The 21,389-nt window shown below is 67.7% G+C and carries 20 protein-coding genes; 14 read left to right on the plus strand and 6 right to left on the minus strand.

Translation table 11 applies throughout. The features are described 5' to 3' along the window. Nucleotides 1-52: 52 nt before the first annotated feature. From V9K93_RS10235 to V9K93_RS10250, 4 genes are all read right to left on the minus strand, one after another. Nucleotides 53-1,693 (minus strand): acetolactate synthase large subunit, encoded by a 1,641-nt coding sequence (locus V9K93_RS10235; protein WP_295381892.1) that lies wholly within the window; start codon nucleotides 1,691-1,693, stop codon nucleotides 53-55. A gap of 63 nt (nucleotides 1,694-1,756) precedes the next feature. Continuing rightward, nucleotides 1,757-3,142 (minus strand): NAD-dependent succinate-semialdehyde dehydrogenase, encoded by a 1,386-nt coding sequence (locus tag V9K93_RS10240; protein ID WP_337302512.1) that lies wholly within the window; start codon nucleotides 3,140-3,142, stop codon nucleotides 1,757-1,759. A gap of 779 nt (nucleotides 3,143-3,921) precedes the next feature. Beyond that, the gene (gene msrA / locus V9K93_RS10245; protein ID WP_046987839.1) at nucleotides 3,922-4,587 is read right to left on the minus strand and encodes a peptide-methionine (S)-S-oxide reductase MsrA; all 666 of its coding nucleotides are present in this window, start codon (nucleotides 4,585-4,587) and stop codon (nucleotides 3,922-3,924) included. A 30-nt stretch (nucleotides 4,588-4,617) separates the two neighbouring features. Next, nucleotides 4,618-4,881, minus strand: a complete 264-nt coding sequence (locus V9K93_RS10250; protein ID WP_046987838.1) for a putative signal transducing protein — start codon at nucleotides 4,879-4,881, stop codon at nucleotides 4,618-4,620. A 217-nt stretch (nucleotides 4,882-5,098) separates the two neighbouring features. On the opposite strand from V9K93_RS10250, the gene V9K93_RS10255 reads away from it, so the two are divergent. The 6 genes from V9K93_RS10255 (at nucleotide 5,099) to V9K93_RS10280 (ending at nucleotide 10,471) form a co-directional block, all read left to right on the plus strand. Next, nucleotides 5,099-6,847 carry a glutamine--tRNA ligase/YqeY domain fusion protein gene (locus V9K93_RS10255; RefSeq protein WP_253079216.1) on the plus strand — a complete coding sequence of 583 codons (1,749 nt, stop codon included), beginning with the start codon at nucleotides 5,099-5,101 and terminating at the stop codon, nucleotides 6,845-6,847. A gap of 43 nt (nucleotides 6,848-6,890) precedes the next feature. Then, nucleotides 6,891-7,544 (plus strand): hypothetical protein, encoded by a 654-nt coding sequence (locus tag V9K93_RS10260; RefSeq protein WP_136639915.1) that lies wholly within the window; start codon nucleotides 6,891-6,893, stop codon nucleotides 7,542-7,544. A gap of 48 nt (nucleotides 7,545-7,592) precedes the next feature. Then, nucleotides 7,593-8,315 carry a DUF6348 family protein gene (locus V9K93_RS10265; RefSeq protein ID WP_136639916.1) on the plus strand — a complete coding sequence of 241 codons (723 nt, stop codon included), beginning with the start codon at nucleotides 7,593-7,595 and terminating at the stop codon, nucleotides 8,313-8,315. 98 nt (nucleotides 8,316-8,413) lie between these two features. After that, nucleotides 8,414-8,974 carry a nucleoside deaminase gene (locus V9K93_RS10270; protein WP_012510109.1) on the plus strand — a complete coding sequence of 187 codons (561 nt, stop codon included), beginning with the start codon at nucleotides 8,414-8,416 and terminating at the stop codon, nucleotides 8,972-8,974. Then, the gene (rlmM, locus tag V9K93_RS10275; protein WP_136639917.1) at nucleotides 8,958-10,025 is read left to right on the plus strand and encodes a 23S rRNA (cytidine(2498)-2'-O)-methyltransferase RlmM; all 1,068 of its coding nucleotides are present in this window, start codon (nucleotides 8,958-8,960) and stop codon (nucleotides 10,023-10,025) included. The genes V9K93_RS10270 and rlmM overlap by 17 nt, the downstream gene beginning before the upstream one ends. 50 nt (nucleotides 10,026-10,075) lie before the next feature. Further along, a complete protein-coding gene (locus tag V9K93_RS10280) occupies nucleotides 10,076-10,471 on the plus strand; it encodes an EF-hand domain-containing protein (protein WP_136639918.1) in 396 nt (131 codons plus the stop codon). A 211-nt stretch (nucleotides 10,472-10,682) separates the two neighbouring features. Here the strand turns inward: V9K93_RS10280 and V9K93_RS10285 are convergent, their stop codons facing one another. Continuing rightward, nucleotides 10,683-11,864, minus strand: coding sequence for a UbiH/UbiF family hydroxylase (locus V9K93_RS10285; RefSeq protein WP_136639919.1), 1,182 nt, complete (start codon nucleotides 11,862-11,864; stop codon nucleotides 10,683-10,685). After that, nucleotides 11,861-13,069 (minus strand): 2-octaprenyl-6-methoxyphenyl hydroxylase, encoded by a 1,209-nt coding sequence (gene ubiH / locus V9K93_RS10290; protein ID WP_046984894.1) that lies wholly within the window; start codon nucleotides 13,067-13,069, stop codon nucleotides 11,861-11,863. The genes V9K93_RS10285 and ubiH overlap by 4 nt, the downstream gene beginning before the upstream one ends. A gap of 107 nt (nucleotides 13,070-13,176) precedes the next feature. Here ubiH and V9K93_RS10295 point away from each other — a divergent pair, with 107 nt between their 5' ends. From V9K93_RS10295 to apaG, 8 genes are all read left to right on the plus strand, one after another. Continuing rightward, complete coding sequence (locus V9K93_RS10295) at nucleotides 13,177-13,761, plus strand: hypothetical protein (RefSeq protein WP_046984893.1); 585 nt, start codon at nucleotides 13,177-13,179, stop codon at nucleotides 13,759-13,761. 8 nt (nucleotides 13,762-13,769) lie between these two features. Then, nucleotides 13,770-14,324, plus strand: coding sequence for a cob(I)yrinic acid a,c-diamide adenosyltransferase (locus V9K93_RS10300; protein WP_004144563.1), 555 nt, complete (start codon nucleotides 13,770-13,772; stop codon nucleotides 14,322-14,324). Between the two features lie 9 nt (nucleotides 14,325-14,333). After that, on the plus strand, nucleotides 14,334-15,272 hold the full coding sequence (locus tag V9K93_RS10305; protein ID WP_046984892.1) for a histone deacetylase family protein: 939 nt from the start codon (nucleotides 14,334-14,336) through the stop codon (nucleotides 15,270-15,272). A gap of 89 nt (nucleotides 15,273-15,361) precedes the next feature. Beyond that, nucleotides 15,362-17,863, plus strand: coding sequence for an LPS-assembly protein LptD (lptD, locus tag V9K93_RS10310; RefSeq protein WP_136639921.1), 2,502 nt, complete (start codon nucleotides 15,362-15,364; stop codon nucleotides 17,861-17,863). Further along, a complete protein-coding gene (locus V9K93_RS10315; protein ID WP_253079223.1) occupies nucleotides 17,860-19,206 on the plus strand; it encodes a peptidylprolyl isomerase in 1,347 nt (448 codons plus the stop codon). Before lptD ends, V9K93_RS10315 begins: the two co-directional genes overlap by 4 nt. Nucleotides 19,207-19,209: 3 nt before the next feature. Next, the gene (gene pdxA / locus V9K93_RS10320; protein WP_046984889.1) at nucleotides 19,210-20,190 is read left to right on the plus strand and encodes a 4-hydroxythreonine-4-phosphate dehydrogenase PdxA; all 981 of its coding nucleotides are present in this window, start codon (nucleotides 19,210-19,212) and stop codon (nucleotides 20,188-20,190) included. After that, the gene (rsmA, locus tag V9K93_RS10325) at nucleotides 20,187-20,990 is read left to right on the plus strand and encodes a 16S rRNA (adenine(1518)-N(6)/adenine(1519)-N(6))-dimethyltransferase RsmA (protein WP_337302513.1); all 804 of its coding nucleotides are present in this window, start codon (nucleotides 20,187-20,189) and stop codon (nucleotides 20,988-20,990) included. The genes pdxA and rsmA overlap by 4 nt, the downstream gene beginning before the upstream one ends. Nucleotides 20,991-21,003: 13 nt before the next feature. Beyond that, nucleotides 21,004-21,387, plus strand: a complete 384-nt coding sequence (gene apaG, locus V9K93_RS10330) for a Co2+/Mg2+ efflux protein ApaG (protein ID WP_032968744.1) — start codon at nucleotides 21,004-21,006, stop codon at nucleotides 21,385-21,387. Nucleotides 21,388-21,389: the final 2 nt, after the last annotated feature.

A 21,389-nucleotide genomic window follows, 5' to 3' on the forward strand; every position in this document is an offset into this window, starting at 1 on the left:
TGGCGCCCACCGTGTCGACCAAGGTCGACACCTACCGGGCCATGCCCCGGATTCACCCGTTCCCGGGGAATGCCTGCCGCAGCTCGTCCACCAGCACCCGCTGGTTCTCCGAGTAATCGATCGGCACCGACACCAGGTGCACCCCACCCTCATTGAACGCCGCTTCCAGCGTCGGGATGAACTGCTCGATGGCCGTCACTTCATGGCCCTTGCAGCCATAGGCTTCCGCATACTTCACGAAATCCGGGTTACTGAAGGTCATGCCGTAGTCGGTGAAGCCATCCACCGCCTGCTTCCAGCGGATCATCCCGTAGGCGCCATCGTTGAGGATCAGCACCACCAGGTTCAGGCCCAGCCGTCGCGCGGTCTCCAGCTCCTGGCTGTTCATCATGAAACCGCCATCGCCACACACCGCCAGCACCCGCCGCTGCGGGTACAGGATCGAGGCCATGATCGCCGACGGCAGGCCCGCGCCCATCGTCGCCAGCGCGTTGTCCAGCAGCAGCGTATTGGCCACCTGGGTGCGGTAGTTGCGCGCAAACCAGATCTTGTACATGCCGTTGTCCAGCGCCACGATGCCGTCCGGCGGCATCACCTGGCGCACGTCGTGCACCAGTCGCTGCGGGGTGAACCCGGCTTCTTCGGCACGGTCGGCCAGATGTTCGAGGATGGTTGCGCGCAGTGGCAGCAGCGCGTCGGCGTTCGGCACCGCGCCTTCGATGCGGTCGGCCAGCTGGGTCAGCGAGCGACCGATATCGCCGATCACTTCCACCTGCGGGAAGTACACCTGCTCCACCGCCGCCTGCGAGTAGCCGATATGGATCACAGTCGGTCCGCCCGGGCGCATCACGAACGGCGGCTTCTCGGTGACCTCATGACCGATGGTTACGATCACGTCAGCCTGGTCGATCGCCATGTGCACGTAGTCGCGCTCGGTCAGCGCGGCGGTGCCCATGTACAGCCCCGAACCACCGGCCACCGCCCCTTTACCCATCTGCGTGGTGAAGAACGGAATACCAGCGCGCAGCACGAAGGCCGACAACGCTTCGCTGGACTGCGGCCGCGACGCCGCCGAGGCTATCATCAGCAGCGGGCGCCTGGCGTTGCGGATGATGTCCGCCGCGCGGTCCAGTGCTTCCGGACTGGCAATCGGACGATCCACCGCGTGCGGCGGAATCAGCGCTACGTCCCCGACCTCATCGGCCGCGATGTCTTCGGGCAGCTCCAGCAGCACCGGGCCCGGGCGCTCTTCCAGCGCGGTACGGAATGCCTCGCGGACGATCGTCGGGATGGTGCGCGCGGAGACGATCTGCCGCGCCTGCTTGGTCAGCGGCTTCATGGTGCTGACGATGTCGACGATCTGAAAACGAGCCTGCTTGCTGGCGACGATGCCCTTCTGGCCGGTAATCATGATCACCGGCCACGCACCCAGCAGCGCGTAGGCGGCGCCGGTGGTGAAGTTGAGCGCGCCCGGGCCGAGCGTGGCCAGGCACACACCCGGCTTGCCGGTCAGGCGGCCATAGGTGGCTGCCATGAACACGGCTGCCTGTTCGTGGCGGGTGATGACCAGCTCGATGCTGGAATGGCGGAGTGATTCGACCACGTCGAGGTTCTCCTCGCCGGGGATGCCGAAAATACGCTCGACGCCTTCGTTCTCAAGCGCGGCGACAAGCAGATCTGAACCCTTGGACATTGGAATGCCGTCCTTTTCGCTGGACTGATGATGGATCGTTGCAGGAAGGATGGAAGCTGCGCGTCAACGCTTGTCGAACCACACCGTTTGCGCGTTGACGAATTCGCGGATGCCGAAGTGCGAGAGCTCACGGCCGAAGCCGCTCTTCTTCACGCCGCCGATCGGCACGCGCGGGTCCGAAGCGGAGAAGCCGTTGACGAACACACCGCCGGTCTGAAGCCGGCGCGCCAGCTGCATCGCACGGGCGCGGTCGCCGCTCCACAGGTTGCCGCTGAGGCCGAACTGGCTCTGGTTGGCCAGCTCCACTGCATGGTCGGCATCACGGGCGCGGCTGATGGAGGCCACCGGACCGAAGGTCTCGGTATCGAAGGCCTGCATGCCCGGCTCCACGTCGGCCAGCACGGTGGGGGCGTAGAACGCGCCCGGGCGATCCAGCTGATGGCCGCCGACCAGCAGCTTCGCGCCCGCGTCCACCGAGGCACGGACTTGCGCGTCGAGCTGTTCCAGCAGGTCCTGCCGGGCCATCGGGCCGATGCGATTGCCGGCCTCGCGGCCATCGCCGACGGTCAGCGCCTGCACCTTCTGGCAGAATTGCGCCACGAAACGGTCGTAGACCGCGTCTTCAACGATGATGCGCTTGCCGGCGATGCAGACCTGCCCGGTGTTCTGGAAGCGTGAAGCCACCGCCGCTTCGACGGCAGCGTCCAGATCGGCGTCGGCCAGCACGATGAACGGGTCCGATCCACCCAGTTCCAGCACCACCTTCTTCAGCGCCTGCCCGGCCTGGGCGGCGATGCTGCGGCCAGCGGCCACACTGCCAGTCAGGGTCACCGCCGCGATGCGGTCATCGGCAATCGCACGGCTGGTGCCGTCGCGGCTGATGTTGGCGGCGATGAAGGTGCCTTCCGGCAGCCCGGCATCACGCCACGCCGCGTCGAGCAGCTGCGCGGTACCGACGATGTTCTCGGCCGGCTTCAGCAGGAAGCCGTTGCCGCCCATCAGGATCGGCACCGCCGCACGCATCACCTGCCAGTACGGGAAGTTCCACGGCATGATGCCCAGCACCACGCCCAGCGGCAGGTAGGACACGTAAGCCTTGTCGTCGGGCACCTGGGTCGGTTCGTCGCGCAGGAACTGCGCACCGTTGTCGGCGTACCAGTCGCACAGCACGGCGCACTTCTCGATCTCGGCCAGCGACTCGGCCTGGACCTTGCCCATTTCGGCGGTGGCCAGTGCAGCCAGCTTCTCGCGGTCACGACGCAGTACGGCAGCCATCGCGCGCAGCACCTCGGCCCGCTGTTCGAGGCTCCTGGCGCTCCAGGCCGCGAAGCCGGTCTGACCGCGATCGAGGATGGTCTCCAGTTCGGCGTCGGTGGCGAAGGGATGGCTGGCGATCTGCTGGCCGGTGGCCGGATCGCGGGAAATGGCAGTGGTGGGGGCAGCGGACATGCAGGTCTCCTGGTGTCTCGACAACGGGCGACAGCCCGTCTCCTGCACAGGAATGTGGACCCGATGGACGGGCACAACAAGGCGTCTGCTTATCCTGTGACCTGCACTTACCTGCCTGAATGGGGAGCTCTTGGCAGGGCTGCGCCCTGCACCCGCCGAAGCAACAACAACAGCCGAAGCAACAGCACAAGCTGGTTTCCTGCGGGATGGCGGGGTGGGTCCGGTTGCGGGGGTCGCTGCAAGTACGTCCATGTAAGCTCGGTCGCCGCATCCATGCGGCTCACGCCCCCGCAACCGGACCCACCCCGCCTTCGACAATTTCCCGCGATGTGTCCGACATCCACGCCATGCGTGGATGAATCTCCATCGGAATCGACTGTTTCGAAACTGGAACGAAAAGCAGCCGAGCATCGGCTTGGCTCCACAACAGGCCGCGCGGGAAATTGTCAGAGGTGGCGCGGTGTGGGTTGGCAGGACCGTTGGCGCCATGGGCCCGAGGCATGCCTCGAGCGGGTTGGGCAGGACGCCCAACCCCGGTCTTGCCGTGTGCGCAGGACAGCGCACACGAGCAAGGCGCCATCGAGCCCCCAGGGGTGAGGGCGCTTTGCTTGCGAAGCACTGCTTCGCAAGCGCCCGAACGCACAGCCGCCAGCGGCTGGGCCGGACCCCGGAGGGGGTTCACGGCGTGTCCTGCCAACCCACACCGCCCCGCCCAACCCACAGAAACCCAGAGCCGCTTTGGCTTTGGCTTCTGCCCGCCGCAGGCGGACCACCGCGCGTCAGCGCGGCGCCTCCACATCCAACCCGATCGGGCAGCTCACGCCGGTGCCGCCGATGCCGCAGTAGCCGTTCGGGTTCTTGGCCAGGTACTGCTGGTGATAGTCCTCGGCGTAGTAGTACTCCGGCGCCGGGTACACGATCTCGGTGGTGATCGGGCCGTAGCCGGCCGCATCCAGCTGGGCCTGGTAAGCCTCGCGGCTGGCCAGCGCGGCGGCGTACTGGGCCTCGTCGGTGGCGTGGATCGCCGAGCGGTACTGGGTACCGGTGTCGTTGCCCTGGCGCATGCCTTGGGTCGGGTCGTGGCTTTCCCAGAACAGCTGCAGCAACCGTTCCAGGCTCACCACCGCCGGGTCGAACACCACCTGCACCACTTCGGTATGCCCGGTCAGGCCCGAGCAGACCTCTTCGTAGGTCGGGTTCGGGGTGATGCCACCGGCATAGCCCACCGAGGTGCTGTACACGCCCGGTTCGGTCCAGAACTTGCGCTCGGCGCCCCAGAAGCAGCCCAGCGCGAAACGGATCTGCTGCAGGCCGGCAAAACGGTCCTTCAGCGGATGGCTGTTCACGAAGTGCTGGTTGCTGTGCAGCGGCAACGGCTGCTCTCGGCCCGGCAGCGCCTCTTCCGCGCGCGGCAGGCGCTGCTTGAAGGCGCCGATGCCAAGGATGCCCTGTCCGATTCCCAACATGATGCGCTCCTACGCCGGAAGCCCGGCAATGTCGTCTGCATCTGAAATGGGGTCGTCCGGGGCGTGGCCCAAGTCCAGCGCGGCCACGATGTCCTCGGCCTGCGGCCGTGCCGCATCAGGGATGCCCACCCGCAGCACGCCGAACAGCGGCAGCTCGCCCATGCCGCCCAGCAACGACTCGCCGAACACAAAGGCCGGGATGCCGGCATCCTCCAGCGCGTGCTTGACCAGGTGGGCGTCGAACAGGTTGTCGGCCTTGTACACGATGTGCATGCGGCGGCTCCGTGGGACAGGATTCCAGCATACGCCCGGGGGCTGAATGGTGGTGGTGACGGCGCATGACCGTTCTGCCGGCCAGCGGCCGGCACTACCCATCTGTACGTCGATCCACATTTCGCCGGCCGCTGGCCGGCAACCCCGATCGCCACCGGGCAGCCCCGCCCCTTACGCGCTAAACTGTTGGTCTTTCTGCCTTTCTCTTCGCCGACTCATGTCCGAGCACACCCCCGCCAGCCCCGAGACCCCCGCCGACAGCCACGAAAAGCGCGATTTCATCCGCCAGATCGTGCGCGAGGACCTGGCCAGCGGAAAGCACCAGGCGATCAAGACCCGCTTCCCGCCAGAGCCCAACGGCTACCTGCACATCGGCCATGCCAAGTCGATCTGCCTGAACTTCGGCATCGCCGGCGAGTTCAGCGGCGTCTGCAACCTGCGCTTCGACGACACCAACCCGGCCAAGGAAGATCCGGAATACGTGGCCGCGATCCAGGACGACGTGCGCTGGCTGGGCTTCGAGTGGAACGAGCTGCGCCACGCCTCGGACTACTTCCAGACCTATTACCTGGCCGCCGAGAAGCTGATCGCCGACGGCAAGGCCTATGTCTGCGACCTGTCGGCCGAGGAAGTGCGCGCCTACCGCGGCACCCTGACCGAGCCGGGCCGCCCGTCGCCGTGGCGCGACCGCAGCGTCGAGGAAAACCTCGATCTGTTCCGTCGCATGCGTGCCGGCGAGTTCCCCGATGGCGCGCGCACCGTGCGCGCGAAGATCGACATGGCCAGCGGGAACATCAACCTGCGCGATCCGGCCCTCTACCGCATCAAGCACGTCGAGCACCAGAACACCGGCAACGTGTGGCCGATCTACCCGATGTACGACTTCGCGCACGCGCTGGGCGATTCGATCGAGGGCATCACCCACTCGCTGTGCACGCTGGAATTCGAAGACCACCGCCCGCTGTACGACTGGTGCGTGGACAACGTCGATTTCGCCCATGACGACGCGCTGACCCAGCCACTGGTCGACGCCGGCCTGCCGCGCGAAGCGGCCAAGCCGCGCCAGATCGAGTTCTCGCGCCTGAACATCAACTACACGGTGATGAGCAAGCGCAAGCTGATGGCGCTGGTCACCGAACAGCTGGTGGACGGCTGGGAAGACCCGCGCATGCCGACCCTGCAGGGCCTGCGTCGCCGTGGCTATACCCCGGCCGCGATGCGCCTGTTCGCCGAGCGCGTGGGCATCAGCAAGCAGAATTCGCTGATCGACTTCAGCGTGCTGGAAGGCGCGCTGCGCGAAGACCTGGACAGCGCCGCACCGCGTCGCATGGCGGTGGTCGATCCGGTCAAGCTGGTACTGACCAACCTGCCGGAAGGCCATGAAGAGCAGCTGACCTTCAGCAACCACCCGAAGGACGAGAGCTTCGGCAGCCGCGAAGTGCCGTTCGCACGCGAGGTGTGGATCGACCGTGAGGACTTCGCCGAAGTGCCGCCGAAGGGCTGGAAGCGCCTGGTGCCGGGTGGCGAAGTGCGCCTGCGCGGCGCCGGCATCATCCGCTGCGACGAAGTGATCAAGGATACCGACGGCACCATCACCGAGCTGCGCGGCTGGCTGGATCCGGAATCGCGTCCGGGCATGGAAGGCGCCAACCGCAAGGTCAAGGGAACCATCCATTGGGTCAGCGCCGTGCATGGCGTGCCGGCCGAGATCCGCCTGTACGACCGCCTGTTCTCGGTGCCGAACCCGGACGACGAATCGGAAGGCAAGACCTATCGCGACTACCTCAATCCGGAATCGCGCCGCACTGTCACCGGCTATGTCGAGCCGGCCGCAGCCAGCGCCGCGCCGGAGCAGTCGTTCCAGTTCGAACGCACCGGCTACTTCGTCGCCGACCGCCGCGACCACACCGAAGCCAAGCCGGTGTTCAACCGCAGCGTGACCCTGCGCGACACCTGGTCGGCCTGAGGACCCGAGCGGGCGCCAGCACGGCGCCCGCACGACCCTGACGATGATCACCGCCCTGTCCGCCCTGCTCTGGTTCATTTCGCAGCATCCGCTGCTGACGTTCTTTGCAGCGATGGTGCTGGCCGGGCTGGTCTCGTGGTGGCGGCGCTTTCCGGGCTACGCCATCGTGGTGTTCCCGCTGGCGATGCTCAACATCTTCCTCGGCCACTTCCTCAACGCCGCCTTCCTCAACGTGGTGGGCGAGCGCGGTGAAGCGGTGATCGTCAAGGCCGAGGAAACCAGCTCTACGCTCAACGAGCAGTACATCTGGCGTTACGAAGCGGTGCTGCGCACGGCCGAGGGCCGCGATGTGGAAGTGGTGTTCCACACCAACACCGCCTCGCTGTGGCCGCTGGAGAACGCGATCCGCATCCCGGCACCCGACCAGCCATTCGTGGTGAAGTACACGGCGGGCTTCCCGCGCAACTTCGTCATCCTCACCAACGAATCACCGCACGGCATCGCCCAGGCCCGGGCCAGCGCGCGCGAGCGGGTGGAAGTGGCGGCACGCAAGCTGCATTTCAGCCCGGGCAACGCCGATTTCCGCGCGGACTATCGCCGCGAACTGGAAGCCTGGCTGCGCGACCACGGCAACGACCCGCAGCAGCAGCCCGATGCGCAGCGATATCGCGCCGAACTCGACGCGCTCGAGCGCTAGTTCCAGGCCCTGCCTGGATGTTCCGCCCCATCCATCCACAGGCCTGACATGACCACGACCTCCACTGATCTCCTCCCGCTGCTGCAGCAGGTGCTGCAGGGCGCCGGCATCGCCAGCCGCGCCGACGGTGGCGCGCTGCTGCTGGACAGCGGCCTGCGCCTGACCCCGCATGCGATGGCCGCGCAGGAGCGCGACAACGGCGGCTGGCAGACCTCCACCGTCATCGAGAGCCAGCATCCGGTGCTGTTCGCCGACGGCCTGTTCGAGTACCAGCACGCCAACGGTGCCGATGAGCAGGCATCGCTGCTGTCCGGCTTCCAGACCTGGGTGCGGGTGGACCTGGCGACGCTGCAGACCGCGATCGGCGCCGAAGACGCGCAGGGCCTGCCGATGATGGGCCTGACCTATCCGGCCAGCGACGACGGCGAAGAGCACCAACGCACTGTCGTACTGGGGCCGCTGGCGCACTACCGCGCGCAGGAGGTGGATGCATCCACCTGCAGCGAGGACGACCACGGCTCCTGCCCCTGCTGCCTGTTCACCCGCAGCATGGACGCCTTCGACGCGCTGCTGAAGGCGCGCCAGTTCCTCGCCATCCGCCTGTTCGCCTCACGCGATGCCGACGGCCTGTGCGAGGCCGATTGCCGGGTCAACGGCCACGACTTCGGCGCCGCTCTGCCCCTGCTGCGCACCTACGCCGCCAGCTGGCCGCAGGCCGGACTGGAGTTCCGCAAGCAGTACGTGGTGATCCGCACCGGCTCGCCGGGCTGACCCACCGCCACACCCGATACAGGCCGGTGCAGCTACACTGCGCGCCGGTTTCCCAAGCAACCGCACCTTCTTCCATCCCATTACGAGGCACCCCCGCGATGCTGTACGCGCAAGTCCACCTGACCCTTCCCGCCTGGATCCACGACCAGATCGACCTGGATCGTCGATATCCGGGCGATGAGGCCAAGGTCGCGCTGGCGATCGAGCTGTCGCGGTTGAACGTCGAGCACGCCAGTGGCGGCCCGTTCGGCGCCGTGGTGTTCGGCCCTGAAGACAAGGTCATCGCCGCCGGCGTGAACCGGGTCATGCCGCACTCGACCTCGCTGGCGCATGCCGAGAACATGGCCTACATGCTGGCCCAGCAGCGCCTGCAGACCCCGCGCCTGAACGCGGTGCTGTCGCCGGTCACCCTGGCCACCAGTTCGCAACCGTGCTGCCAGTGCTACGGCGCCACCGTGTGGGCCGGCATCGACCGCCTGCTGATCGGTGCCAACTCGGCCGACGTCGAAGAACTGACCCCATTCGATGAAGGCCCGCTGCCGGCCGACTGGGTCGGCGAACTCAACAAGCGCGGCATCGAAGTGGTGCAGGGCCTGAACCGCGACGCCGCACGCAGTGTGCTGCGTGCCTATGGGGAAAGCGATGGCGCCCGTTACTGAAACCGGCATCGGCCTGCTGTGCCTGTGCCGGCAGGGCTTCGAGCCCGAGCTGGCCGGCGAGCTGCAGTTCCGCGCCGGTGAAGCCGGTTTCGCCGGTTATGCGCGCACCCAGCGCAATGACGGCTACGTGTTGTTCATGTGCGACGAAGCTGCCGCGCTGGCACCACGGCTGCGCTGGCGCGAACTGATCTTCGCGCGGCAGAAGCTGGTGGTGCTGGCCGAACTGCCGCAGCTGGACCCGGCTGATCGCATCACCCCGATGCTGGAGGTGCTGGCCGATGCGCCGCGCTTCGGCGACCTGTGGGTGGAGCACCCCGATTCGGACGCCGGCAAGCCGCTGTCCGGGCTGGCCCGCGCCTTCGGCAATGCGTTGCGCCCGGCGCTGCGCAAGGCCGGCAAGCTCACTGACAAGCCAAACAATCGCCTGCCGCGCCTGCATGTGGTATTTGTCGACGGCACCCATGCCTTCGTCTGCGTGGCCGACCCGGCCGACAGCGCACCGTGGGCATTGGGCATCCCGCGCCTGAAGCTGCTGCCCGAAGCGCCGTCGCGTTCGGCGTTGAAGCTGGACGAAGCGCTGCTGACCCTGCTGACCCCGGAAGAACGCGAGGCACTGGCCAAGCCCGGCATGCGCGCGGCTGACCTGGGCGCCGCGCCGGGCGGCTGGACCTGGGTGCTGACCCGCCAGCACATGCACGTGCTGAGCATCGACAACGGCCCGCTGCGCCAGCACGTGCTGGACACCGGCCTGGTCGAGCACCTGCGCGCCGACGGCTTCCACTGGCACCCGGAACAGCCGCTGGACTGGATGGTCTGCGACATGGTCGAGCAGCCGCGCCGCGTGGCCGAACGCATGGCTACCTGGTTCCGCGAAGGATGGTGCAGGCACGCGATCTTCAATCTGAAGCTGCCGATGAAGAAGCGCTGGGACGAAACCCGCTTGTGTTTGGATCTGTTCCAGGAGCAGGCCGGCAAGCCATTGGTGGTGCGTGCCAAGCAGCTGTATCACGACCGTGAGGAGATCACGGTGTTGGCCTCGCCGCTGCGGTGAGGCCATCGCGCCCGCCGGGCGTGGCCCGGCGCTACCGAGGAATGGCAATCATGCGATACCGCTCGATTCCGATACTGATCGCGCTGCTTGCAACGGCGCCGGCCATTGCACAGCAGTTGCCGCCCATGCCGGCGCAGAGCCAGCCGCTGGGTCGGACCGGCGGAGCGATCCGCCAGCAACCGCTGGATGCCGGCCGGGTCAGCGGCAGCGTCGAGATTGCACGGCCGGCCGGCGAGGCACAGGTGACCGTGCGCTCGCTGGAACCCAGCAGCGTGGTCGGCCAGTACCGCATCCACTTCGCTGCGCTGGATGTGAACAGCGATGGTTTCATCAGCCGCGAAGAAGCGCAGGCGAATCCGGCGCTGGCCGATGAGTTCAATGCGTTGGACGTGAAGCGTCGCGGCAAGCTGGACCGTGCCGATCTGGCCGGTTGGCTGGTTGATTGATTCACCGGCGCGATCTTCATCCACGCATGGCGTGGAGCTACTGGATCAACGGCGGTAGCGGAGCCCGCTTCTGGTAGGTGCCAACCTTGGTTGGCACATCCATCAGGCATCCTGGACCCAGATGAGGCGAGGCTGTTTCCAGCCTTGTGCCAACCAAGGCTGGCACCTACCAGAGCGGCCTTGGCACCTGCCAGAGCGGCCTGTATTCCGGTCAGACCCCGGCGGCGCGCTTCCAGAACGCCTGCACCAGCGGCGGCCACTTGCCGACGCAGCCCAGCGCGCGGCCGCGGGCCAGGGTCAGGTGCATCTCGTCGTTGGAGAACAGCCGATTGATCGCATCGAAACTGTAGGCGGCGATCTGGTTGTCACTGCGCCGTTCCCGTGCCCAGCGCTGCAGGCGCTGCGGCGACAGCCGCGGCTGTCCGCGACGTTCGGCCGACGGCGCCAGCCACTGCTGCAGAGCGGCAACATCGCGCAGGCCCAGGTTCACGCCCTGCCCGGCCAGCGGATGCACCACGTGCGCGGCATCACCCAATGCCAGCACGCGGCCGGCCACGTAGTGACAGGCCAGCTGCCGACGCAGCGGGAACGCCGCACGCGCTGATGCCAGCCGCAGTTCGCCCAGGCGCGCGGCGAACGCACGCGTCAGTTCGCGGTTGAAGGCGTCCTCGTCCAGCGCCAGCACGCGCGCTGCTTCATCCTCGGGCAGAGTCCAGACAATCGAACTGCGACGCTCGGCCACCGGCAGCAGCGCCAGCGGCCCGGTCGGCAGGAAGCGCTGCCATGCGGTGGCCTGGTTCGGCAGTTCGCTGTCCACATAGGCCACCACGCCACGCTGGTGGTAGTCATGCCGCTCCACCTCGATCCCGGCCAGCTGGCGCAGGGTCGACTCGGCGCCATCGGCCGCCACTGCCAGCGCTGCTTCCAGGCGGCGACCGTCGTCCAGGCGCAGGCGAACACCGTCATCATCCTGTTCCAGCGCTTCCACCCGTGCCGGGCAATGCAGCTGCACGCCCGCCGCTGGCAGTGCCGCCCACAGGCGGTCCTGCAACAAGCCGTTCTCGACGATGTAGCCCAGCTCGCGACGACCGAAGCGGTCGGCATCGAACAACAGATCCTCACCGCCGGCGGCGTCCCACACCTGCATGCGCCGGTAAGGCCAGGCGCGGGCCTGCGCGATCACCGGCCACACGCCCAGGCGGTTCAACAGTTGTACGTTGTCAGCGGCGAAGGCGAACACGCGCAGGTCCGGCTGAGCGGCCTGCCACGGTGCCGGTTCACGGCCTTCCACCAGCGCAACCGACAGGCCGGCATCGGCCAGCGCCAACGCACACGCGGCACCGACCACGCCACCACCAACGATGGCCACATCAAGACGCATGCGCCGGCTCATGCAGCTTCTCCGCGGCATAGGCGCGGCACGTCGCCACGGAAGCCCATCGCGCCACCGACCAGCATCGACTGCACCGACGCGCGTTGTGCGGCCACCAAGCCGAGGCTGCGCAGCGGCCGCATCAGCGGTGCCGGGTTGCTGGTCAGGCGCGCCAGGCCACCGGAGAACGCCACCGTCTGCCGGCGGTCTTCCTCGCGGCGCGCGACATAGGCCTGCAGCAATGCATCACTGCCGGCATCCTCATGCGCATCCTCCAGCAGTTCGGCCAGGGTCAGCGCATCGCGCAGGCCCAGATTGAAGCCCTGTGCACCCAACGGATGGATGGTCTGCGCGGCATTGCCGAGCAACACCGTGCGCTCACCGGCCAGCACGCGCGCCAGCACTTGGATGAGCGGATAGGCGCTGCGCGGGCCGGACTCGAGCAGGCGGCCGGCACGCCAGCCGATCGCGCTCTGCAGGCGTTGCAGCCAGGCGGCATCGTCCAGCGCCATTACTGCATCGGCCTGATCGCGCGCTACGCCGTGCACGGTGCCGAAGTGACGATCGCCACGCGGCAGCAGGGCAGTCGGGCCGGTATCGGTGAACCGCTCCCAGGCGGTGCCGTCCGGCGCGCGCTGGCTGCGCACGCGGGCCACGAATAGAGTCTGCTGGAAATCATGGCGGTCGACCTCGATGCCCAGCGCGCCACGCACGCCGCTGGTGGTGCCATCGGCCCCCACCACCAGACGTGCCAGCAGCACGCGCTCGCCGGCCTCGTCAGCCACCCGCACCTGGCGGTAGCCGTCGACCACGTCGCCCAGCCCCAGGAACCGCATCGGCCGGTAACGGCGCAGGCGCGGAAGTTCCAGAAGCCGTGCTTCCAGCGCCTGGCCGAAATCCCGCGCGACCACTACCTGGCCAAACCACGGCCTGTCGTAATCGGCCGCTTCGAGCTGTACCCGTCCGAAGTCGCCGGCACGGCTGACATGGATGCGGCGGATCGGGCCGGGGGCCATCGACAGCTTCTGCATCACCCCCAGCGCGGTCAGCGCATTGACGGTGGCGGCGGCGAAACTGAGGTTGCGCTGGTCGAACACCGCCGGCAGCTCACCTGCCGGGCTGGCCTCGAGCAGGCCCACGTCGCGGCCCAGGCGGTCCAGGGCAATGGCCAGGCTGGCGCCGACCAGCCCGCCACCGACGATCAGCACGTCATGTCGTTCACTCATGGGCTCATGATACGCGCTCACCCCCACTGCAAGCCCAATGCATCCCGCCTGCGCCAACCCGCGCGGCGGGCTAGAATGAAACCTGAATCCGCTCCGGGCCCGCTGCCATGTCCGACACCGCCAACCGCGCCTTCGTCCTGTCAGTACTCGTACTGCTGCTGGCGGCGACCCGCGTCAACCACTTCGCGGCGATTCCCGATGCCTCCTGGGCCGTGTTCTTCATCGGTGGCTTCTATCTGGCGCGCTGGACGCGCTGGGCGTTCCCGCTGCTGATGCTGTTCGCGGTGCTGGTCGACTGGATCGTGATCCGCAGCAGCGGCCTGGACTTCTGGCAGCACTACTGCGTGTCGCCGGGCTACTGGCTGCTGCTGCCCGCGTACTTCTCGCTGTGGGCTGGCGGCATGCTGCTGGGCCGCAACTACCAGAGCGCGCGCTGGTCGGTGCTGGCCAAGGGGGCGCTGCTGCTGGTCGCTTCGGTGGCGGTCTGCCACCTGCTGGCACAGGGCGGCTTCTACTGGAGCAGCCGCAACGTGGCCGAGCCGACCCTGGCCGGCTGGGCACAGAACTACGCGCAGTGGTTCGGGCCCTACCTGCGCACCACGGCGATCTATGTGGCGCTGGCCGCCGCCCTGCAGCTGGCCGTGGAGCAGATGTTGAAGCTCCAGCAGGCCCGCCGCGACATCCGCCACTGAGCCGCACCATGGGTCATCGCCTCTCGCGCATCTACACCCGCACCGGCGACGACGGCAGCACCGGCCTCGGTGACGGCCAGCGTGTGGCCAAGGATGACGCCCGCGTTGCCTCCTACGGCACCGTCGACGAGGCCAATGCCGCGCTCGGCCTGCTGCTGGCCGCCCCGTTGCCCGAGGACGTGCGCGCGCTGGTCGTGCATCTGCAACACCAGCTTTTCGACCTCGGCGCCGAGCTGTGCATCCCCGGCCATGCTGCGATCCACGCCGCCGATGTCTCCGCGCTGGAGCAGCAGCTGGACCACTACAACGCCGGCCTGCCAATGCTGAAGGAGTTCATCCTGCCGGCCGGCGGCGAGGCCGCTGCACGCTGCCACCTGGCGCGCACCATCGTCCGCCGCGCCGAGCGCGAGACGGTCACCCTGGCCCGCCACGAGGCTGTGCGCAGCGAGGCGCTGCAGTACCTCAACCGGTTGTCGGACCTGCTGTTCGTGCTGGCCCGGGTGCTGGCCCGTGCCGATGGCCACGGCGAAGCGCTGTGGCAACCACAGCAGCGCCAGCGCTGAGTCGGCACGATGCTGGTCTATACCCATCCGTCCTGCCTGCTGCATGACCCCGGCCCCGGCCATCCCGAGTGCCCGCAACGCCTGCAGCATGTACTGGACGCACTCCACGCTGCCTTCCCCGGCCAGCTGGACTGGCGCGAGGCGCCGCCAGCCAAGTTCGGTGAACTGACCCGGGTCCACGACAGCGCCCTGCTCGACTTCGTGCTGCAGCCGCAGACCGCGCCGCTGCGCCAGCTGGATATGGACACCTGGACCTCGCCGGGTTCGGCCAGCGCCGCCGTGCACGCCGCCGGTGCCGGCGTGGCCGCGGTCGATGCGGTGATGCTGGGCGAGGACCCGCTGGCCTTCTGCGCGGTACGCCCGCCGGGCCACCACGCCACCAGCAGCACGGCGATGGGCTTCTGCCTGCTGAACAACATCGCCATCGCCGCCGCCTATGCCCGCGACCGCCATGGCCTGGAGCGGATCGCGGTGGTCGATTTCGACGTGCACCACGGCAACGGCACCCAGGACATCTTCCAGCACGACGCCCGCGTCTCTTACTACAGTACCCACCAGGCCGGGCTGTTCCCCAACTCGGGCCTGCGCCGCGACCGCGGCGCGGGCAACCTGATGAACATCCTGCTGCCGCCGGGCAGTGGCGGCTTCCGCTTCCGCAACGTCTGGGCCGACGAGATGCTGCCAGCCATCGACGACTTCCGCCCGCAGCTGCTGCTGATCTCGGCGGGCTTCGATGCCCACCTGCGTGATCCGCAGGCGGACCTGATGCTGGAGACCGACGATTTCGCCTGGATCACCCGTGAACTGCATGCGCTGGCACGCCGTCACGCCGCCGGCCGGGTGGTCTCGATGCTGGAGGGAGGCTACGACCTGCAGGCCCTGGCGGAGTGCAGCGTGGCCCATGTCCAGGCCATGATCACCCCCTCTGCGGGTGCCTCCGCCGGATGAACCCGAACCGGCAGCCTCCCGCGCCCTTCATTGCCCCTATGCAAGGGATGGGGCAAGCTACCGTCCGTTTTCGCCCGAATCCGAACCGCGTGCGCCGAGCCCTCCGCCTGCTTCCCCTGCCTCTGAGCATCGCCATCAGCCTGCCGGCGATGGCCGATGATAAGCCGCTCAACTGGGGCCTGTGCCCGGCCACCGACGTCATTCCCGCGTTCACCGACGCCCCCACCCCAGTCCCCGCCCAGGATAAGGCTGCCGCCGCGGCCGCCCGCGAGAACCAGCCGACCGACATCGAAGGCGACCAGCTGCTGGGCACCACCACCGTGCCGCAGTACGAGGGCAACGTGGCGCTGCGCCGGGGTGACCAGTTCGTCGGTACCGACAAGCTCAGCTTCGACACCGAGACCGGCAACTACATCGCCGACGGCAATGTCCGCTACCAGGACGGGTCGATCCGGATGGTCGCCAAGCGCGCCGAAGGCAACCAGGAAAGCGACACCCACAAGATCTCCGACATCAAGTACCAGCTGGTGTCGCGCCGGGGCAACGGCGATGCCGAATCGGTCGACCTGCAGGGCGCGGTCGGCCAGATGCACCGCTCGACCTACACCACCTGCGACCCGTCGCAGCCGGTGTGGAAGCTGTCGGCGCCGCAGATCGAGGTGGACAACGACGAAGGCTTCGGCACGGCCCGCAACGCCGTACTGCGCATCGGCAAGGTGCCGGTGCTGTGGGCGCCCTACTTCAAGTTCCCGATCGATGACCGCCGCAAGACCGGCCTGCTGTTCCCGCAGCTGGGCATGTCCGGCCGCAACGGTGTCGACTACGCGCAGCCGATCTACTTCAATCTGGCGCCGAACTACGACGACACCCTGACCCCGCGCTACATGAGCCGGCGCGGCCTGCTGCTCGACAACGAGTTCCGCTACCTCTACAACGGCGGCCGTGGCGAGGTGCTGACCAGCTACATGCCCAACGACAAGCTCCGCGACCGCGACCGCGGCCGGGTGATGTTCGACGGCTACCACAACGTGAACAGCCACTGGCAGGCCCGCGCCAACCTGGCCTGGGTCAGCGACGAGCGCTATGTCGAGGACTTCGCCAATCGCCTGGTGGGCGTGACCGCCTCCAACCTGCAGAGCACCATCGGCCTGTACGGCACCGGCCAGAACTGGACGGCCGGCATCATGGCCGACCGCTGGCAGCTGACCGACTACACCCTCGACGAGCGCGCGCTGCCGTACAACCGCCAACCGCGCCTGTTCTTCAACTGGAACAAGCCGGTGCTGCCATGGCTGGAGACCGGCATCTACACCGAAGCGGTGCGCTTCACCCACGACGACATCAACTTCAAGAACGCCGTCGGCGCCGGCGAGGATCTGCAGTACACCCGCAATGGAGTGCAGTGGACCGACGGCGTCGGTGTCAGCGGCGGTTCGCGACTGGACGTGAAGCCGTATGTGTCGTTCCCGATCAGCGGCGCAGCCTGGTATGTGACCCCGACCCTGGCCTACCGCTACACCGCCTATCAACTGGACCGTGGTCTAGTGGATGGGGTGAGGGGCATCCAGGCCCAGATCCTGCGCTCGCAGGGCATCGACCCGGCCACGGCAACCCCGGAACAGCTGCGCGGCAATACCTCGCCCAGCCGCAGCCTGCCGATCGGCAGCCTCGATGCCGGCCTGTTCTTCGATCGCGAGACGTCGATCGGTGGCAAGTCTTTCCTGCAGACCCTGGAGCCGCGCCTGTTCTACCTGCGCACGCCCTACCGCAACCAGGACGAGCTGCCGATCTTCGATACCCGCGACTTCACCTTCAGCTGGGGCCAGCTGTTCCGCGACTCGCGCTATACCGGCGCTGACCGCCAGAACGATGCCAACCAGCTGACCCTGGCGCTGGGCACCCGCTTCATCGACCAGACCACCGGCAAGGAACGCTTCTCGGCCGCGATCGGCCAGATCCAGTACTTCGATGAATCGCGGGTCAGCACCACGCCGGGCGGGGCGCCGGTGGAGAAGGGCAAGTCGGCCTGGATCGCCGACGGCAACTACATGATCAACGACCGCTGGACGCTGGGTGCCACCTACCAGTGGGACCCGAAGTACAAGCGCGAGGACCTGGCCAGCGTCCGCGCCCGCTACCTGATGCCCAACGACGGCGTGGTCAACCTGAGCTACCGCTATCGCATCAATGCGGGCGCCCCGGCGACCGCCAACAAGCATGACCGGACCCTGCTGGAGCAGGCCGACCTGTCGTTCCTGTACCCGCTGAATGCGCGGTGGAGCCTGGTCGGCCGCTATTACTACTCGCTGCAGGACAAGGAACCGCTGGAAATCATCGCCGGCGTGCAGTGGGACAGCTGCTGCCTGGCCGTGCGCGCGGTGGCCCGTCGCTACGTGCGCAACCGCGAAGGCGACATGAACAACTCCATCCAGCTCGAGTTCGTGCTCAAGGGCTTGAGCTCCATCGGCCAGGACACGGACCGCACTCTGCGCCGTGCTATCCTCGGCTATAACCGCGACGACCTCTATCTCGTGCCGCCCAGCAACACCGGAGTGACCCGCGATGACTACGATCCGAATCTGATCCCATGACCAAGCGCTTCCCCGTTCTTCTCGCCTCGCTGCTGGCGGTGTCCAGCGTGTCCGCCCCCCTGCAGGTGCTTGCCCAGGAGGCGCAGCCGCTTGACCGCATCGCCGCCGTCGTCGATGAAGACGTGATCCTGCAGAGCGAACTCCAGCGTGCGATCGCCAACATCAAGGCGCAGTACGTCGGCCGTGAGGCCCAGCTGCCGCCGGAAGACGTGCTCAGCCGCCAGGTGCTTGAGCGCCTGGTGCTGGTCAAGCTGCAGGTGGCCCGCGCCCAGGGCAGCGGCATCCGGGTCAGCGACCAGGAGCTGAACCAGGCGATGAATGCCATCGCCCAGCAGAACGGCTCGAACCTGGACGCGCTGCGCCAGCGCCTGGCCCAGGACGGCATTGATTTCGCCGATTTCCGCGCCTCGGTGCGTGATGAGATCACCGTGCAGCGCCTGCGCCAGAGCTTCGCACAGAGCCGCATCAGCGTCAGCGAGGGTGAAGTCGATGCCGCGCTGAAGCAGCAGGCCACGGTCGGCAACCAGTACCACTTGGCGCACATCCTGATCGCGGTGCCCGACGGTGCCAACGCCGACCAGATCGCCACCGGCCAGAAGAAGGCCGACGGCGTGAAGGCGCTGCTGGACAAGGGCGAGCTGGACTTCAATGCGGCTGCGGTGCGCTATTCGGACAGCCCCAACGCGCTGGAAGGCGGCGACCTGGGCTGGCGCAGCCTGGATGAAATCCCGGCCGCATTCGCACAGACGATGTCAAAGATGAAGGCCGGTGAAGTGGTCGGCCCGATCCGTGGTCCCAGCGGCTTCCAGCTGCTGAAGCTGGTGGAAGTGCGCGATGCCAGCGCCGCCGGTGCGGGTGAACACACGGTCACCGAATACCACGGCCGCCACATCCTGGTGCGCGTGGACGATCACCAGACCGACGCCGCTGCCAAGGCCAAGATCGATACCCTGCGCGCCCGCATTGCCGGTGGCGCCGAGTTCGAGGCCGTGGCCAGGGAGTCCTCCGAGGACAACAACACCAAGGGCCAGGGCGGTGATCTGGGCTGGTTCCCGGCCGATGCGTTCGGCCCGGCTTTCGGCCAGCAGGTGGAAGGCGTGCAGGATGGCGGCATCAGCCAGCCGTTCCGCACCGATGCGGGCTGGCACATCGTGCAGCGCGTGGCCACCCGCCAGACCGACGTGACCACCGACAACCAGCGTGCCCAGGTCCGCGAGACCATCGGCCGCCGCAAGCTGGAAGACGAGTACAACCGCTTCCTGCAGGAACTGCGTGGCGAAGCCTACGTCAGCTTCCGCAGCGGCGACCGCGCGGAAAATACCGCGACCCCGCCGCAGTCCTGACCGATGCGCCCCGAGCTCGCTCTGGTACCGGGCGAGCCCGCCGGGATCGGCCCGGAGCTGTGCGTCCGCCTTGTCCAGCAGCCGCGTGAAGATTGTCGGCTGCTGGCCTTCGCCGACCCGGACACCCTGCGCGCGGCCGCTGCCGCGCTGAATCTGCCGCTGCAGCTGCTGCCCGAAGACGCCGAAGCACGCGTCCCCGGCGATCTGCGCCTGCGCACCGTCCCCAATGCCGTAACCAGCCATTTCGGCCAGGCCGATCCGGCCAATGCCGGCGCGGTCATCAGCGCCCTGCTCGGTGCCGGCCAGGCCTGCCTGTCCGGCGAGCTGCATGGCGTGGTCACCGGCCCGGTGCACAAGGCGGTCATCAACGAGGGCGGCATCGCCTACAGCGGCACTACCGAACTGCTGGCCGACCAGGCCGGGGTAAAGGTGGTGATGATGCTGGCCAACCACATCGTCCGCGTGGCGCTGGTCACCACCCACCTGCCGCTGCGCGACGTGGCCGATGCGATCACCGCGCCCGGCCTGGAACGCACCCTGCGCACCGTGCATGCCGCGCTGCGCCGCGAGTTCGGCCTGGCCGCGCCACGCATCGCCGTACTCGGCCTGAACCCGCACGCCGGCGAAGACGGCCATCTGGGCCGCGAGGAGCTGGACCTGGTCATCCCCCTGCTGCAGCGCCTGCGCGCCGAGGGCATGGACCTGGTCGGGCCACTGCCGGCCGACACCGCCTTCCTGCCCGCCAAGCTGGCCGGCTTCGACACCGTGCTGGCGATGTACCACGACCAGGGCCTGCCGGTGCTGAAGTACTCCGGCTTCGAGCAGGCGGTGAACCTGACCCTGGGCCTGCCCTACCCGCGCGTGGCCGTGGACCATGGCACCGCGCTGGATCTTGCCGGCCGCGGCATCGCCGATCCCTCCAGCCTGCAGGCGGCAACGACGCTGTGTGCGCAGCTTGCGCGGCAACGTACACTGAGCGCATGAATTTCCCGCATTCCCCCTCCGGCCCGGTGTTCACCGCACCGGCCAAGAAGCAGCTTGGCCAGCATTTCCTGGCCGACCGCCACTACATCGACAAGATCGTGATGGCAGTCAACCCGAAAGACGGTGACCGCCTGGTCGAGATCGGCCCGGGTCAGGGTGCGATCACCCTGCCGCTGCTGCGCGTGCACCCGAAGCTGACGGTGATCGAGTTCGACCGCGACCTGATCGCGCCGCTGACCGCGGCCGCCGAGCCGCTGGGCGAGCTGACCATCGTCCACCGCGATGTGCTGCGTGTGGACTTCACCGAACTGGCCGACGGCCAGCCGATCCGCCTGGTCGGCAACCTGCCCTACAACATCTCCTCGCCGATCCTGTTCCATGCGCTGGAACATGCCGCAATGATCCGCGACATGCACTTCATGCTGCAGAAGGAAGTGGTCGACCGCATGGCCGCCGGCCCCGGCAGCAAGGTGTTCGGCCGTCTCAGCGTGATGCTGCAGGCGTACTGCGAGGTGACCTCGCTGTTCGTGGTGCCGCCGGGCGCGTTCCGGCCGCCGCCGAAGGTCGATTCGGCCGTGGTGCGGCTGGTGCCTCGTGACCCGGCCACGATCAACATCCGCGATCACAAGCGTTTCGCCGAAGTGGTCAAGGCCGCCTTCGGGCAGCGCCGCAAGACCCTGCGCAATGCCCTGAACAACGTGGTGTCCGCCGAGCAGTTCATTGCCGCCGGCGTGCGTCCCGATGCCCGTGCCGAACAGCTGGACGTGGCCGAATTCATCGCTTTGGCCAATGCCTCCTGATTACACTGCCGGTATGGAAGACGCTGACGTTTACGCCATCTCCGTCGAAGTCGCACCGCGCTTCCTCGACGATCAATCCGCGCCGGAAGACGGCCGCTATGCGTTCGCCTATACGATCCGCATCCACAACCAGGGGCAGGTCGCCGCGCGCCTGATCGCACGCCATTGGCGCATCACCGATGCCAACGGCCGCGTCGAGCACGTCGATGGCGATGGCGTGATCGGCGAGCAGCCACGCCTCCGCCCCGGTGAAGACTTCCGTTACACCTCCGGTGTCATGCTGGGGACCGATCACGGGACCATGCAGGGGCACTACGACATGGTTGCCGACGATGGCACCGAATTCGCTGCGGCGGTCGCACCTTTCGTGCTGGCCATCCCGCGCACCCTGCACTGACA

This window comes from Stenotrophomonas sp. CCNWLW162 (assembly GCF_037203745.1).
Classification (GTDB): domain Bacteria; phylum Pseudomonadota; class Gammaproteobacteria; order Xanthomonadales; family Xanthomonadaceae; genus Stenotrophomonas; species Stenotrophomonas maltophilia_AQ.